Here is a 14670-nt window from a genome sequence, read left to right as displayed (position 1 = left end):
TCCGTGCGAGCGGCTAAGTCACTGATGCTCCGTCCACTCTCGGTGTCATCCCTGCGAAAGCAGGGACCCAACGCGCAGCCCGCGCCGGTGGAGAGATGGATCCCAGCTTGCGCTGGGATGACAGCAGTGGGTGGGGCGGGATCGTGCACCACACTGGTGTCATTCCCGCGAAAGCGGGAACTTGGTGCGATGCGTCAGGGCTTACTGGCCGTGGAGACATCCCACTGGGTTCCCGCTTTCGCGGGAATGACGCCGGTGCGTGTGGCTCACCCCCACCCTGGCTTCGCTACGGTCCTCGCGGTAGCGAGGGCCCAGCGCAACTGGGTGGGGTGGGGACCCACGCACCAGCAATGGAGCTTGGGCATACAGCAGCGCGTGGCTCAGCGCCCGCTCAACTGCGTCTGCAGGCGCTTGCCCAGTTCCTGGCCGCTCATCGCGGCGCCGAAGGCGAAGCCCTGTGCATATTGGCAGTTGAGCTGCTGCAGGCGCTCGATCTCCTCGATCGTCTCGACGCCCTCGGCGATGACGGTCATGTCCAGCTCGGTGGCGAGCGTGATGATCGAGCGGATAATCGGCACCTGGGTGTGGCTCATGCCGGTATCGTCGCTGAGCTGCACGAAGGCCGCCGGAATCTTGATGGTGTCGAACGGGAAGCGATGCAGGTAGCTCAGCGATGAGTGACCGGTGCCGAAATCGTCGAGCGCGAGCCGAAGGCCGAGCTGGCGCAGTGCGTTGAGCACGTAGGCCGAGTGCTCGGGATTGCTCATCACCTGGCTTTCGGTGATCTCGAGCTTGATGTGGCGGGCGATCTGCCGGTGGTCGGAGACGAGCGCCCGCATGTCGTTGAGCAGCGACTCGGTGGCAAGCTGGCTCGGCGACAGGTTGACCGAGACGAAGAAGTCCTCGGGCAGCGGCAGCGAGGCAGCCCACTCGCGGGCCTGGCCGGCGGCCTGCTCGAAGGCGACACGACCGAGCCGCTCGATCAGCCCGGTGCGTTCCGCCAGCGGCACGAACTCCTCGGGCGCGACGACGCCGCGCTGCGGGTGGTTCCAGCGCATCAGCGCCTCGCAGCCGGCGATGGTGCCGGAATGAATGTCCATGATCGGCTGGAACAGCACGCCGAGCTCGCCATGCCGCAAGCCGCGGTCGAGGTCCTCTTCGCCGGCCTTGGAATAGGCGGCAATGGAGCGGGCGGAGGCACGGAAGGCTTCGATGCGATCGCCGCCGAGGCGCTTGGCGTAGTACATGGCAAGCTCGGCGTCACGCAGCACGTCGGGCGCGGCGACCGGGTTGCCGTCGTAGATGGTGACGCCGATCGAGGCGGTGAGGCTGAGGTCGCGCTCACCGAAGTTGAACGGCGACTTCAACGCCTTGCGAATCTGCTCGGCGGTCTCGGCGATCTTGCCGGCCGCCTGTTCGGACGCAAGGATCACGCCGAACTGGTCCCCGCCGAGCCGCGCCACCGTATCGAGCGGGCGCATCACGCGGGCGACGCGGCGCGAGATGGCGAGCAGCACCGAATCAGCGGCCGACTGGCCCACCCGCTCCTCCAGTTCGGTGAAGCGATCGATGTCGATGAGGAACACGGCGGGCTTGGTGCCGTTGGGCAGGCGGGCGCGCACCAGGGCGCGCTCGAGCCGGTCGAGGAACAGCTGCTTGTTGGGCAGCCCGGTGAGGCTGTCGTGCACCGCGTCGTGCAGCAGCCGCTCGCGACTGGCGCGGTCCTCGTTCACGTCCTGCAGGGTGCCGACGATTCGGTTGGCCTGGCCGTCGCCGCCCAGCACCGGCTTCACCCGCATGCGGAAGGTGCGGAAACTGCCGTCATGCGCCGCCAGCCGCACGTCGGCACTGACCTTGCCGCGGCGCAGTTCGACCAGCGTGTCGAAGGCGGTGCGGAAGCGGTCGCGATCCTCGGGATGGATGCGGTCGAGCCAGCGCCGGATCGAGCCGCGCAGCGCCCCCCGGCGTTCGCCCAGGCGGGTGCCGAGCTCGTCGGAGACGGAGACGCGGTCGCGCTCGATGTTCCAGTCGAAGACGAAATCGCCCGACCCGGTCAGCGCCAGGGCCCGGCGCTCGACCTCGCTGAGCGTGCCGATCGAGACCTGCCCTTCCGAGAAGGCGTGCTGCACCGCGGTGAAGCCGAGCAGCATGACGATGAGCACAAGGCCGCCGGCGACGGCCGGCTGCGCCACGTCGTTCGAGACCTGCCCGGTCACCACCAGCCAGGCGTAGAACAGCCAGGCGATGTAGATGATCCAGGTCGGCACCAGCAGCACGGCCCGGTCATAACCGCGCAGCGCGAGCAGCAGGATCAGGAAGAAGCCGGTCACCCCCAGCAGCGCCAGCACCAGGCGCGCCACCGTCGACGCGATGGCCGGCTGGAAGAAGGCGAAGCCGAACAGCGCCAGGAACACCAGCACCAGCGCCAGCGCCAGGTGGATGAACCGCAGGTGCCAGCGATGCAGGTTGAGGTAGATGAACATGAATCCGAACAGCGTCGTCGCGATGCCGGATTCGGCGGCGGCGCGGAACGGCTGCACGGAACCGTTGGAGATGCCGAGCAGCGGCCCGAGCACCCCGAAATCCACCAGCAGATAGATCAGCACAGCCCAGGAGAACGCCGCCGTGGCGGGGAACACCCCCCTGCCCCGCACCACGAACATCACCGTCAGGAACACGGCAGCCAGCGCCGCTACGCCCAGCACCACGCCGCGAAACAGGGTGAACGAGTTCACGTAGTCGCGGTAGGCGTCGGCCTTCCACAGGTAGAGTTCGGGCAGCGCCCCGCTCGACAGTTCGGCAACGAAAGTCACCGTCGCACCGGGGTCGATGACGACCTCGAAGACATCGGCTTCGCGGTCGGTCAGGCGCGTGGGGCGCAGGCCGGCGCTGGGGGTCAGCACCCTGATGCGCTCGGCGCCAAGATCCGGCCTGAACACGCCCGAGCCCGGCAGGCGGAAGAAGGGCGCAACCAGCAGCCGCTCGAGCTGCACGTCGGAGTCGTTGCGCAGCGCGAACAGGGCCCAGTTGGGGTTGGTACCGCCAACGGATGCCAGCACCTCGATTCGGCGGATGATCCCGTCCTCGCCCGCGGCGGTGGAGAGCTGCACCTTGCCGCCCTCGCCAGGCACGATGTCGACGACGCCGGTGAGGTTCACGGCGTTGACGTTCTCGGGGGCCGTGATCACGTCGAAAGCGGCGGCGGGAAGAGTACCGAGCATGGCCAACACGATGCACATCGCGAGACGGAGGATGTGACGCATCAGCTGAAAACCGGCCCTGCCCAAGTGATGATTGGGAAACCTAGGTATCGGGGTTTCCCCCATCAAACAAGCGCTCACGACCGGCGGCGCGCCATGGCGTCGTCATAGCGCTCGCGGGTCAGCCCGAACAGCACGTGGTCGGCCCACTTGCCGTCGATCTGGAGGTAGTGCTCGGCGAAGCCCTCTTCCCGGAATCCGTTTTTTTCAAGGACGCGGCGGCTGGCCCGGTTGTCAGGGAGGAACGCCGCATGGATGCGGTGCAGCCCAAGCGTTTCAAAGCAATAGGGGACGACGAGGCTCACCGCCTCGGTCATGTAGCCCTTGCCGGCGAAGGCCTGGCCCGTCCAGTAACCGAGGTTGACGAACTGGGCGGCGCGGCGCCGAACATTGGACAGCGTGATGCCGCCGACCAGCTCGCCCTCGGCGCGGGTGAAGATGAAGAACGAATAATCGGTGCCCGCCCGCGCCTCCTCGCGCCCGCGCTTGAGGCGGGCGGCGTAGACGCGCTGGCCCAGGTCCGACTCGGTCCAGCGCGGCTCGAACGGCTTGAGGAACTCGCGGCTCGCCCGCCTCAGGTTGCGCCAGGCCGTGTAGTCGCCGGGGCGCGGCGCGCGCAGCAGCACGCGCTCGCCTACCAGCATCGGGACGTCGTCGCGGGCGAACCAGGTGAGCATCATGACGCCGCCGCCATGGGTCAGTTCTTGAGCTGCGCCGCAATATCGCGAAAGTCGGGCAGCTTGGCCACAGGGCCGATGCCGGCGAGCGAGACCTTGCCGGCATCGAAGATCTGGCGCGCGATCTGCTTCACGCGGTCGGCGGTGATGCGGTTGATGCGATCGACCGTCTCCTGCAGCGGAATGGGCCGGCCCCACAGGATCTGCTGGCGCGCCAGCTGGCCGGCGCGCGACGACGGGCTCTCGAGCGACATGAGCAGGCCGGCGCGGATCTGGTTGCGGACGCGAAACACTTCCTCGTCGGTGATCGTCTCGGTGGCCTTGCGCAGCTCGTCGAGCACCACGGGCACCAGCTCGCCGACCTCGTCCTCGCCGGTCGAGGCGGCGACGCCGAAGATGCCGCTGTCGGCAAAGGCCCAGTGGAAGGCATAGACCGAGTAGCACAGGCCGCGCTTCTCGCGCACTTCCTGGAACAGGCGCGAGCTCATGCCGCCGCCGAGGATCGAGGCAAGGATCTGCACGGCGTAGAAACCGTCCGAGTTGTAGGCGCGCCCTTCCATGCCGAGCACGATATGGGCCTGCTCGTGGTCGGAGACGAGCCGCTCCTCGCCGCCGACATAGGCCGCCTTCTCGGGCACCGGCGCCCCCGTGGAACGCAGGTCGTGGAAACGACTGTCGGCGATGTCGACCAGGGCGTCGTGGTCGACATTGCCGGCGGCGCACAGCACCATCTGGTCGCCGACATAATTGCGCTCCATGTAGGCGCGGATCGAGTCCGGCCCGAAGCTGTTGACCGATTCCACCGTGCCCAGGATGGTGCGGCCGATGGCCTGGTCGGGATAGGCCGCCTGCTGGAACAGGTCGAAGACGTGATCGTCGGGATTGTCGCGGGCGGCGCCGATCTCCTGGACGATCACCTGCTGCTCGCGGTCGAGCTCGTTCTGCTCGAACAGCGAGTTCTGCAGGATGTCGGAGAGGATGTCGCCGGCCAGCGCCACGTCCTCCTTCAGCACCCGCGCGAAGTAGCCGGTATGCTCCACCGAGGTCGCCGCGTTGAGGTCGCCGCCGACATTCTCGATGGTGGAGGCGATCGCCAGGGCGTCGCGGCTCGCTGTGCCCTTGAACGCCATGTGCTCGAGCACATGGCTGATGCCATGCTCGGCTTCGGTCTCGCTGCGCGAGCCGGCCTTGACCCAGATGCCCAGAGACGCGCTTTCGAGGTGCGGCATGTCGTCGGTGAGAACGGTCATGCCGTTGGAAAGCGTCGTACTCCTGACAGTCACTTGTGCTCCTCCAGCACGCGGGTCCGTGCCGATATGAACTGCTCCACCGCCGCCTGGTCGTTGTCGACGACGGCGAGGCGCTCTTCGCGCTGGTAGAGATCAGACAACCACGCCGGCAGGGCCGGTTCAATGCCCGCCGCCGCCTTGACAGCGGCCGGGAACTTGGCCGGATGCGCGGTCGACAGCGTGATCACCGGCGCGGCGCCGCCGACGAGCCCGCGCGCGACGTGCACGGCGACCGCGGTATGCGGATCGAGCAGGTAGCCCGAAGCGGCATGGACCGCCCGGATCGTCGCCGAGGTCTCGGCCTCGCCGGTGCGGCCGGCGACGAACTGCCGGCGGATCGCTGCGAGGGCGCTATCGGGAATGGAGAAGCCGCCCGACTGCTTCAGCCCGGCCATCATCGCCATGACCGCGCCGGCATCGCGGCCGGCCGCCTCGAACAGCAGGCGCTCGAAATTCGAGCTGACCTGGATGTCCATGGACGGGCTGATGGTGGGGGTGACGCCGGTCACCTCGTAGCGCCCGGTCTGGAGGGTGCGGGCGAGGATGTCGTTGGCATTGGTGGCAATCGCCAGGGTCCTGACCGGCAGGCCCATGCGCGCGGCGCAGTAGCCGGCGAAGATGTCGCCGAAATTGCCCGTCGGCACGGCGAAGACGACCTCGCGGTGCGGCGCGCCGAGCGCCACGGCAGAGGTGAAGTAGTAGACGATCTGGGCCACGATCCGGCCCCAGTTGATCGAGTTGACGCCGCTCAGGCGAGTCGCGTCCCGGAAGCGGGCGTTGTTGAACAACCCCTTCACGATGTCCTGGCAGTCGTCGAAGGTGCCGCGCAGCGCGATGTTGTGGACATTGGCGTCCAGCACCGTCGTCATCTGCCGACGCTGCACCTCGGAGGTGCGGCCTTCGGGATGGAGGATGAAGATGTCGGTGCTGTCACGGCCCCGGAACGCCTCGATTGCGGCCGAGCCGGTGTCGCCGGATGTCGCGCCGACGATGGTGGCGCGCGTGCCGCGACGCGCGAGGATGTGATCCATCACCCGCGCGAGGAACTGCATGGCCACGTCCTTGAAGGCGAGCGTGGGTCCATGGAAGAGCTCGAGCACGAAGTGGCCAGGCTCGAGTTCGACCAGCGGCGCGACCGAGGGGTGCCGGAAGGTGGCGTAGGCCGCGTCGATGATGCGCTTCAGATCCGCATCCGGAATCTCGCCCTCGACGAAGCGGCTGATGATGGCGAAGGCGACTTCGGCATAGGGCCGATTGGCGAAAGCGGCGATTTCGGCGTGGCTCAGGACCGGCCAGCGCTCGGGGACGTAGAGGCCACCATCGTTCGCCAGGCCGGCGAGGACTGCGTCTGAGAAGCCGGGCACGGCCGCCCCGCCCCGCGTGGAAACGAACTGCATATAGGGGAAGCGCCCCGTCTTGTTCTGTCGCGCGCCCTGCTGCGGCACGCGGTGATTGGGATGCGGCGCACCCTAGTGAAACTGCGCCTGCGCCGCAAGTTTCATGGCCCGGGTGATGGCGTGCGGCGCTGGCGGCGGGCCCAGAAGAACAGCAGGAACGGCACGAGGACGGCAAACCCGTACCAGGTAATGGCGTAGCCCAGATGGTTGTTGGGAAAGCTCAGCACTGTCTCGCCGCCCTGCGGCAGCACCCCGGCCCCGAGCGAGGGGAGGTCAACATAGATCGGTGCCACCGGTTCGGGTACGGGGCCGGCCAGCCTGGCAAGGCGGGCGGTATTGCGGACCCATTCTATGCGCCGGGCGGTATCAGGCTGCGGCGTGAAGCTGCCGGTTTCCTCGGACGCGCGGGCAATCCCCGTCAGGCTGACGAGCCCGGGATCGAGCACCCCGCCGGAGACATAGGCCGCCGAAGATTCCTGCGGGACGAAGCCGCGATTGACGAAGACGGTGCCACCCGACGCCAGCTGCAGCGGGGTCAAGACCCAGTAGCCCGGTCCACCGTACTTGCCCCGCTGATCGGCGAGACTGGTGAACACGAGCACGGTCCGCACCGGCAGCCACGTTCCCGCCAGGCTCACGGGGCGGAAGTTCCAGGCATCGGCGTCGAAGGCGGCCCACTCGCTGGCCGGCGGCAGCTCGGTCGGCGGCAGGTCCATGCGCGCGGCGACGTCCGCGATGAGCCGCTCCTTTTCGCCGAGCCGCTCGACCTGCCACGTCCCGAGCCCGACGAACAGCATCATCAGGGCCAGCATCAGCGCGATGAAGCCCCAGAATCGGCCAGTTCCGGGCACGGCCCCGCCGGACCGGTCAGACATCGGAACGGCCCTCGCCGGCGTCGTGGTGATATTGCAGGGCCACCATCGTCGCCTTGAGCGGGCGGAGCAAAAGGAGCGACAGGATGATGGTCGCGGGGATCCAGAGCAGCAGGTGGACGAACGGCGGCGGATGGAACATGGCCTCGACGACCGCTGCCGCACCGACGATGACGAAGCCGACAATGAGGATGATGAACACTGCCGGCCCCTCAGTACCGGCGGCGAAGCTCAGGTCGAGCCCGCAGCTCTCGCAGCGCTGCACCGGCTTCAGGAAGCCCTGGAACAGCGGCCCCTCGCCGCAGCGAGGGCAGCGGCAGGCCAGGCCGGTAGCGAAGGGAGACGGCAGGCGTTCGGGGACGGGCTCGTTCATGGCGGCGTTCTATCACAGTCGCGGCACGGTGGGCGGGGCATTCAGGCGCAGGGCACGCAGAAATCGTGGCGGCGTAGCGAGCGCCCGCGGCCCAAAGCACGAGGGGCGCAGCCAGTGCCGCGCCCCCCGGAATTTCTATCCTGTCCGCCAGCCTAGTGGCTGAGCGCGACACCCCAGCTGCCCCAGACATAGACCGAGGCAAAGAGGAACAGCCACACCACGTCCACGAAGTGCCAGTACCAGGCGGCAAACTCGAAACCGAGGTGATGCTCCGGCGTGAAGCTGTCGCGCATGGCGCGGACGAGGCAGACGATCAGGAAGATCGTGCCGATGAGCACGTGGAATCCATGGAAGCCGGTCGCCATGAAGAAAGTGGCACCGTAGAGATTGCCCGAGAACTGGAAACCGGCCTCGGAGTATTCCAGCGCCTGCACGCAGGTGAACAGCGCGCCGAGGCCGATCGTGATGGCCAGGCCCCAGACGAGGCCGCGCTTGTCCTTGTGCAGCAGCGCATGGTGCGCCCAGGTGACCGCCGTGCCCGAGGTGAGCAGGATCAGCGTGTTGAACAGCGGCAGGTGCCAGGGGTTGAACAGCTCGACACCCGTCGGCGGCCAGCTGCCGCCCATGGACGCGACGCGGGCATACTGCTCGGCCGCGTCGTGGTTGAAGAAGCCGTCGAAATAGGCCCAGAACCAGGCGACGAAGAACATCACTTCGGAGGCGATGAACAGGATCATGCCGTAGCGATGGTGCATCTGCACCACCGGGGTATGGTCGCCGGCCTTGCCTTCCTTGATGACGTCGCTCCACCACGCGTACATGGTGTAGAGCACGCCGACGAAGCCGAGGATCAACAGCCAGGGCGGCAGGATTTCGTGGAACCACAGGATGGCGCCCAGGGCCATGACGAACGCCGAGGCCGAGCCAACGATGGGCCAGGGGCTGGGGTTTACCAGGTGATAGTCGTGGTTGGGCTTGGCGTGCGCAGCCATAGTCAGCTTCCCTCGCTCTTAACGGCGTAGAATGTATACGACAGGGTGATGTCACGGACAGTGTCGAGGTTGTTGTCCTCGGCAATGTCGGGATCGACGAAGAACACGATCGGCATTTCGACCGTCTCGCCGGGCTGAAGCGTCTGCTCGGTAAAGCAGAAGCATTCGATCTTGTTGAAATAGATGCCGGTCTGCTCGGGCGTGACGTTGAAAATCGCCTGCCCGGTGATCGGCCTATCCGAAGAGTTGTGCGCGGTGAACACCACGGTGTCCACCGTGCCGATCTTATCGGTGATCGGCCTCGCCGGCGTGATGGTCCACGGCAGGCCACCCTCGACGTTGGAGTCGAAGCGCACCGTCATCTCGCGGGCGATGACGCCCTTGGGGTTTCCCGAGGAGACCTGCGTGGTGCCGTCGAGCCCGGTGAGCTGGCAGAACAGCCGGTACAGCGGCACCGAGGCATAGGCCGCGCCGACCATGGCGGCGACGACGACGACCAGCGTCAGCCCGATGCGCTTGTTCCTGCCCTGGTGCTTGTCCCGGTGGGGGAGAACGGTATCGGTCATCAGAGCGGCCGATGAAAGGCGTCGGGACCGAGCTTGACGATGGTCAGCACGTAGAAAATCAGCACCAGGCCGCCCAGCACCAGACCGAGCGCGATCGAGCGCTTGCGGCGGCGGGCCGCCAGCTCGGCCTCGTCGTTCGGCCGCGATTTCGTGGGTTCCGCCATCATAGCCATCCAAGTAGCCTCACTGCGTGGTCGGCGAGCAGCGCGAGGAAGATCAACGCCAGGTAGCTCAGCGAATAGGTGAACAGCGCCCGGCCGGCCTTCTTCATGGCAACCGTCTCGCTGGTGCGCAGCAGCGCCCAGGCCAGCCAGACGAAACCGGCCCCCGAGGCGATCGCCACGACCGAATAGACCGGACCCATGAAGCCAGTCAGGCCCGGGATCAGGGTCGAGCCGACGAGCAGCAGCGAGTAGACGAAGATCTGGATCTTGGTCACGCGCTCGCCCGCCACGTTGGGCAGCATGGGAATGTTGGCGGCGCCGTAGTCGGACTGCTTGTACAGCGCCAGCGCCCAGAAATGCGGCGGGGTCCAGAGGAAGATGATGAGGAACAGCACCACCGACTCGAGGCTGATCGTGCCGGTCACCGCGGCCCAGCCGATCATCGGCGGGAAGGCGCCTGCCGCGCCACCGATGACGATGTTCTGCGGCGTCGAGCGCTTCAGCCACACGGTGTAGACGACGGCGTAGAAGAACACGGTGAAGGCCAGCAGGCCGGCCGCAAGCCAGTTGGTGGCAAGGCCGAGCAGGCACACCGAAAAGCTCGAGAGCACGAGACCCAGCACGAGCGCATGGTCGCGCTCGATCCGGCCAGCCGGGATGGGCCGGTTGGCAGTGCGGCTCATGACGGCATCGATGTCGGAATCGTACCACATGTTGAGCGCGCCCGAGGCCCCTGCCCCGATGGCGATGCAGAGGATGGCCACCGCGCCGACGAAGGGGTTGATCCCGCCGGGCGCCAGCAGCAAGCCGACGAAGGCGGTGAAGACGACCAGCGACATGACCCGCGGCTTCAGCAGTGCCACATAGTCCTCGACACGCGCCTCGTAGGCGCCGGCGCGGATGTCATCACTGTGCTGAACGTAGGCCAATGTCTCGATGCCTTCCTTGTGGCCGCGGGACCCTGGAGGGCCCCGCGGGGATCGATCGGTTAGTGGTCGGACTTGCTGTCGATGCGCGGCAGCGTCTCGAACTGGTGGAACGGCGGCGGGGACGGCAGGGTCCACTCCAGCGTCGTGGCGCCATCGCCCCACGGATTGGCCCCGGCCGGACGCTTCTTACGAGCGGCCTCGATCAGGGTGTACAGGAAGATCAGCAGGCCGACGAAGGTGACGTAGTAGCCGATCGAGGACACCATGTTCCACAGCGCATAGGCGTCGGGGTAGTCGATGTAGCGGCGCGGCATGCCGGCCAGCCCGAGGAAGTGCTGCGGGAAGAAGATCAGGTTCACGCCCACGAAGGTGATCCAGAAGTGGGCGTTGGCCAGCTTCTCGTTGTACATGATGCCGAACATCTTTGGGTACCAGTAGTACCAGCCCGCGAAGATGGAGAACACGGCACCCAGCGACAGCACGTAGTGGAAGTGCGCCACCACGTAGTAGGTGTCGTGCAGCGCACGGTCGGCACCGGCGTTGGCGAGGACCACACCCGTGACACCGCCGACGGTGAACAGGAAGATGAAGCCGATCGCCCACAGCATGGGAGTCCGGAAGCTGATGGAGCCGCCCCACATGGTGGCGATCCAGCTGAAGATCTTCACGCCGGTAGGCACCGCGATGACCATGGTCGCCGCAACGAAGTAGCGCTGCACATCGAGCGACATGCCGACCGTGTACATGTGGTGCGCCCATACGATGAAGCCGACGACGCCGATCGCCACCATCGCGTAGACCATCGCCAGGTAGCCGAAGATCGGCTTGCGGCTGAAGGTCGAGATGATGTGGCTGACCATGCCGAAGCCCGGCAGGATCATGATGTACACTTCCGGGTGACCGAAGAACCAGAACAGGTGCTGGAACAGGATCGGGTCACCGCCGCCCTCGGGGGCGAAGAAGGTAGTGCCGAAGTTACGGTCGGTGAGCAGCATGGTGATGCCGCCGGCGAGCACCGGGAGAGCAAGCAGCAGCAGGAACGCCGTCACCAGCACCGCCCAGGCAAACAGCGGCATCTTGTGCAGCGTCATGCCCGGGGCGCGCATGTTGAAGATCGTGGTGATCAGGTTGATCGAACCCAGGATCGAGGACACGCCGGCAATGTGCAGGGACAGGATGGCGAAATCCATGGCCGGCCCCGGATGCCCGGAGGTCGACAGCGGAGGATAGGCCGTCCAGCCGCCACCGAAACCGTGCGCCCCGGCAGGACCTTCGAAGAACAGCGACAGGATGAGCAGCGTGAAGGCGAAGGGCAGCAGCCAGAACGCAATGTTGTTGATGCGCGGGAAGGCCGTGTCCGGCGCGCCGATCATCAGCGGCGCGAAGTAGTTGGCGAAGCCGCCCATGGTGGCCGGCATCACCGCGAAGAAGATCATGATCAGCGCGTGCGCGGTGGTGAACACATTGTACATGTGCTTGCCCGCATCGAGCGCCGCGTCGCCCTCGACGCCATAGACCATGGCCGCGAGGCCGTGGAAGATCTGGATGCCGGGCTCCATCAGCTCGAGGCGCATCGCGCCCGAGAGCAGGGCCCCCACCACACCGGCGAAGATCGAGAACACCAGGTACATGACCCCGATGTCCTTGTGGTTCGTCGAGTAGACGTAGCGCCGCCAGCCGGTGGGATGGCCGTGATCATGCGCCTCGGCGTGCGCGTGCCCTTCATGGGCTTCCAGTGCGTGAGTATCGGCCATTTTGGAGCGATCCCTTTATCGTATTCGTCGCTGCGCCGGGCCCGGGCCCCGCGCACGGGTCCTTAGGTGAGTGCCGGCAGGGTGGCGTTGGCGTCGTCGACGGAGCCAGCCTCGAGGGCCTTCATCCAGTTCGCGAACTCTTCCTTGCTCACCACGCGGATGGCGATCGGCATGAACGCGTGATCCTTGCCGCACAGTTCCGAGCACTGGCCGTAGTAGATGCCGGTCTTGCGCGCATTGAACCAGGTTTCGTTCAGCTTGCCCGGCACCGCGTCGATCTTGATGCCGAAGGACGGCATCGCGAAGGCGTGGATCACACCGGTCGGGTCGGCAGTCACCTGCACGCGCACGGTGGTATCCACCGGCACGACGAGTTCATAGTCGACGGCAAGCAGGCGCGGCTGGTTCGGCTTCTGCGCGAGGCGGTCGGCATCGGAGAGGATGCTCGAGCTGATCGACTTGCCCTGGTCGACGTACTCGTAATCCCAGTACCACTGCTGGCCCGTGGCCTTCACGGTCAGCGCGGGCGCCGGCACCTCGACTTCGCCGAGCGAGAAGATGTTCGAGCCCAGGTACTTGCGCTGCCCATCGGGGATGGTCAGCTGGTCAGTGAGGACCGCGAAGGACGGGATGGCGATGATCACGAGGATCAGCACCGGGACGACCGTCCAGACGATCTCGATCATGGTGTTGTGCGTGGTCTTGGACGGGACCGGGTTCGACTTGGCGTTGAACCGGACGATGACCACGATCAGCAGCGCCAGCACCAGCAGCGTGATCAGAATGCAGGTCCACAACAGCGGACCGTCGTGGAATGCACGGATGGCATCCATGATTGGCGTCACTGACGGCTGCAGGCCGATCTCGCCCGGCACGGAGTGACCCAGTTGCTCCTGCGCATTGGCCGCGAACGGCACAAGCGCAAGGGTGGCGGCGGCTCCCAGCGAGCCAATCGAACTCAGTAGTTTGCCGGTCACCTAAAAACCCCCTTGAGATCCGTCTGGTCCGGTATTCTAGCGCGGGTTGAGATGGGGCAGACGCGACATAGCGAAACGCCGCCCCGACTCAACCTCGGAGCGCTTGAAACTCGGACGTGTCTAACCACATCGGCCTGCCCAAGGCAATTCACGCCGCTGGCCCGTGCGTGCGTCAAAACGCATCGCAAGGCACTTTTTCGGGCCGCCTCACGCTTGCCTTGATTGGAAGGCGTGTATCCACGCGCGGCCCCGGCGCCGGCTTGTTGACAGGCATGCGGGGGTGATCGAACAAGGAACCGGTCCCGGGCTCCACCGGGATTCGCAATGCGACATATAGAAAGAGTGGATCAGTGCAGCCCATGACCGGCAAGTTGCTCACCGTGCTTCTCGTGCTGGGCATGGCGGCGGGCCTCGCCTCGCCCGGCCTCGGGCAGGGCGTGGTCAAGGCGCAGTACGGCGACTGGCAGATGAGCTGCGACACCCCGCCCGGAGCCAGCTTCGAGCAATGCGCGCTGATCCAGAACGTGTCGGCGGAGGACCAGCCCAATGTGGGGCTGAGCGTCATCGTGCTGAAGACCGCCGACAAGCAGGCCCGCCTGCTGCGCGTCCTCGCCCCGCTCGGCGTGCTGCTGCCCAACGGGCTCGGACTCAACATCGACGGCGCCAATATCGGGCGTGTCGCGTTCGTGCGCTGCCTGCCGAACGGGTGCGTGGCTGAAGTGGTGCTCGACGACGAGCTCATCGGCAAGCTCACCAGCGGCAAGAGCGCGATCTTCTTCGTGTTCAAGACGCCCGAGGAAGGCATCGGCATCCCGGTGTCGCTCAAGGGCTTCGGCGACGGCTTTGCGCAGCTGCCCTGAGGCCGGCCGGGCCGGATCTGCCCGTGGGCTGCGAGCCTGCCAGGCATAAAAAAGCCGGACCGGTCGTTCCGCGAGGAAGACTTGGGTCCGGCAGTTCATCAGGAAACAAGGCCGGCGGGTGGGCCGGCCCGAAGATGGCACAATCAGAGATCGGCCAAGGGTGAGGCCAAGGCCCGGGCGGCGGCGATTCGGTGGCGCGCCGTCAGGGGTTGAGCCAATTGCGTGCGCTCTCGGCCCGGCGCTGGGCGAGGCGGTAGCCAGGCCGCTGGCTGGGGCTGTCGAGGGCATCGAACAAGGCCTGTCGATCGATGCCGAGGTCTTCGAGGCGGTGGATATCGTATTCGAGAAGCGACTTCAGGGCGACGTGCTGCGCGCGGCGGGCCCGGGCCCGGGCGAACCAGATCGCGACAGCGCGCAGGAAGCCCAAAGGCGCGACAGCCAGCGACTGCCGCTCGCTCGAAAGCAAGTGGACCATGGTCCTACTCCAAGTGTTGAGGCCGGGAGGGGGACGCCCGGCCGAAGCGATCAGGGGACCGCCGACGGGGAGCGATATGGGCCCT

At 66.5% G+C, this 14670-nt stretch carries 14 protein-coding genes; 1 reads left to right on the top strand and 13 read right to left on the bottom strand.

All coding sequences use genetic code 11. The features are described 5' to 3' along the window. Nucleotides 1-380: 380 nt before the first annotated feature. The 12 genes from J0I99_RS14575 to coxB all read right to left on the bottom strand — a co-directional run bounded on the left by J0I99_RS14575 (nucleotide 381) and on the right by coxB (nucleotide 13190). The gene (locus J0I99_RS14575) at nucleotides 381-3263 is read right to left on the bottom strand and encodes an EAL domain-containing protein (protein ID WP_291398403.1); all 2883 of its coding nucleotides are present in this window, start codon (nucleotides 3261-3263) and stop codon (nucleotides 381-383) included. A gap of 74 nt (nucleotides 3264-3337) precedes the next feature. Then, nucleotides 3338-3940, bottom strand: a complete 603-nt coding sequence (locus J0I99_RS14570) for a GNAT family N-acetyltransferase (RefSeq protein ID WP_367115435.1) — start codon at nucleotides 3938-3940, stop codon at nucleotides 3338-3340. Between the two features lie 17 nt (nucleotides 3941-3957). Further along, on the bottom strand, nucleotides 3958-5220 hold the full coding sequence (locus J0I99_RS14565; RefSeq protein ID WP_291398402.1) for a pitrilysin family protein: 1263 nt from the start codon (nucleotides 5218-5220) through the stop codon (nucleotides 3958-3960). Next, nucleotides 5217-6623 carry a threonine synthase gene (gene thrC, locus J0I99_RS14560; protein WP_291389744.1) on the bottom strand — a complete coding sequence of 469 codons (1407 nt, stop codon included), beginning with the start codon at nucleotides 6621-6623 and terminating at the stop codon, nucleotides 5217-5219. The genes J0I99_RS14565 and thrC overlap by 4 nt, the downstream gene beginning before the upstream one ends. A 101-nt stretch (nucleotides 6624-6724) precedes the next feature. Beyond that, nucleotides 6725-7498: an SURF1 family protein gene (locus J0I99_RS14555; RefSeq protein ID WP_291398401.1), complete on the bottom strand. Its 774-nt coding sequence runs from the start codon at nucleotides 7496-7498 to the stop codon at nucleotides 6725-6727. Then, a complete protein-coding gene (locus J0I99_RS14550; protein ID WP_291389742.1) occupies nucleotides 7491-7868 on the bottom strand; it encodes a DUF983 domain-containing protein in 378 nt (125 codons plus the stop codon). Before J0I99_RS14550 ends, J0I99_RS14555 begins: the two co-directional genes overlap by 8 nt. A gap of 152 nt (nucleotides 7869-8020) precedes the next feature. Then, nucleotides 8021-8860 (bottom strand): cytochrome c oxidase subunit 3, encoded by an 840-nt coding sequence (locus J0I99_RS14545; protein WP_291389741.1) that lies wholly within the window; start codon nucleotides 8858-8860, stop codon nucleotides 8021-8023. A gap of 2 nt (nucleotides 8861-8862) precedes the next feature. Further along, nucleotides 8863-9426, bottom strand: a complete 564-nt coding sequence (locus J0I99_RS14540; protein ID WP_291398400.1) for a cytochrome c oxidase assembly protein — start codon at nucleotides 9424-9426, stop codon at nucleotides 8863-8865. After that, a complete protein-coding gene (locus tag J0I99_RS14535; protein ID WP_291398399.1) occupies nucleotides 9426-9590 on the bottom strand; it encodes a hypothetical protein in 165 nt (54 codons plus the stop codon). Before J0I99_RS14535 ends, J0I99_RS14540 begins: the two co-directional genes overlap by 1 nt. Then, the gene (locus tag J0I99_RS14530) at nucleotides 9590-10492 is read right to left on the bottom strand and encodes a heme o synthase (RefSeq protein ID WP_291398406.1); all 903 of its coding nucleotides are present in this window, start codon (nucleotides 10490-10492) and stop codon (nucleotides 9590-9592) included. Before J0I99_RS14530 ends, J0I99_RS14535 begins: the two co-directional genes overlap by 1 nt. An 86-nt stretch (nucleotides 10493-10578) precedes the next feature. Then, nucleotides 10579-12273 (bottom strand): cytochrome c oxidase subunit I, encoded by a 1695-nt coding sequence (gene ctaD, locus J0I99_RS14525; RefSeq protein ID WP_291389738.1) that lies wholly within the window; start codon nucleotides 12271-12273, stop codon nucleotides 10579-10581. A gap of 62 nt (nucleotides 12274-12335) precedes the next feature. Beyond that, nucleotides 12336-13190, bottom strand: a complete 855-nt coding sequence (gene coxB / locus J0I99_RS14520) for a cytochrome c oxidase subunit II (protein ID WP_291389752.1) — start codon at nucleotides 13188-13190, stop codon at nucleotides 12336-12338. A gap of 458 nt (nucleotides 13191-13648) precedes the next feature. On the opposite strand from coxB, the gene J0I99_RS14515 reads away from it, so the two are divergent. Then, on the top strand, nucleotides 13649-14110 hold the full coding sequence (locus J0I99_RS14515; protein WP_291389751.1) for an invasion associated locus B family protein: 462 nt from the start codon (nucleotides 13649-13651) through the stop codon (nucleotides 14108-14110). A gap of 202 nt (nucleotides 14111-14312) precedes the next feature. Here the strand turns inward: J0I99_RS14515 and J0I99_RS14510 are convergent, their stop codons facing one another. Continuing rightward, nucleotides 14313-14585, bottom strand: coding sequence for a hypothetical protein (locus tag J0I99_RS14510; protein WP_291389737.1), 273 nt, complete (start codon nucleotides 14583-14585; stop codon nucleotides 14313-14315). Nucleotides 14586-14670 lie beyond the last annotated feature (85 nt).

It is taken from the genome of Devosia sp. (assembly GCF_017307495.1).
Lineage (GTDB): Bacteria > Pseudomonadota > Alphaproteobacteria > Rhizobiales > Devosiaceae > Devosia_A.
This window is presented reverse-complemented; position numbering and strand designations above follow the sequence as displayed.

What these genes read in the sequence shown, in the direction of transcription:
- J0I99_RS14555 (WP_291398401.1), bottom strand. Translation starts at nt 7,498, where the DNA reads ATGTCTGACCGGTCCGGCGGGGCCGTGCCCGGAACTGGCCGATTCTGG.
- J0I99_RS14535 (WP_291398399.1), bottom strand. Translation starts at nt 9,590, where the DNA reads ATGGCGGAACCCACGAAATCGCGGCCGAACGACGAGGCCGAGCTGGCG.
- ctaD (WP_291389738.1), bottom strand. Translation starts at nt 12,273, where the DNA reads ATGGCCGATACTCACGCACTGGAAGCCCATGAAGGGCACGCGCACGCC.
- J0I99_RS14575 (WP_291398403.1), bottom strand. Translation starts at nt 3,263, where the DNA reads ATGCGTCACATCCTCCGTCTCGCGATGTGCATCGTGTTGGCCATGCTC.
- thrC (WP_291389744.1), bottom strand. Translation starts at nt 6,623, where the DNA reads ATGCAGTTCGTTTCCACGCGGGGCGGGGCGGCCGTGCCCGGCTTCTCA.
- J0I99_RS14515 (WP_291389751.1), top strand. Translation starts at nt 13,649, where the DNA reads ATGGCGGCGGGCCTCGCCTCGCCCGGCCTCGGGCAGGGCGTGGTCAAG.
- J0I99_RS14550 (WP_291389742.1), bottom strand. Translation starts at nt 7,868, where the DNA reads ATGAACGAGCCCGTCCCCGAACGCCTGCCGTCTCCCTTCGCTACCGGC.
- J0I99_RS14545 (WP_291389741.1), bottom strand. Translation starts at nt 8,860, where the DNA reads ATGGCTGCGCACGCCAAGCCCAACCACGACTATCACCTGGTAAACCCC.
- J0I99_RS14570 (WP_367115435.1), bottom strand. Translation starts at nt 3,940, where the DNA reads ATGATGCTCACCTGGTTCGCCCGCGACGACGTCCCGATGCTGGTAGGC.
- J0I99_RS14510 (WP_291389737.1), bottom strand. Translation starts at nt 14,585, where the DNA reads ATGGTCCACTTGCTTTCGAGCGAGCGGCAGTCGCTGGCTGTCGCGCCT.
- J0I99_RS14540 (WP_291398400.1), bottom strand. Translation starts at nt 9,426, where the DNA reads ATGACCGATACCGTTCTCCCCCACCGGGACAAGCACCAGGGCAGGAAC.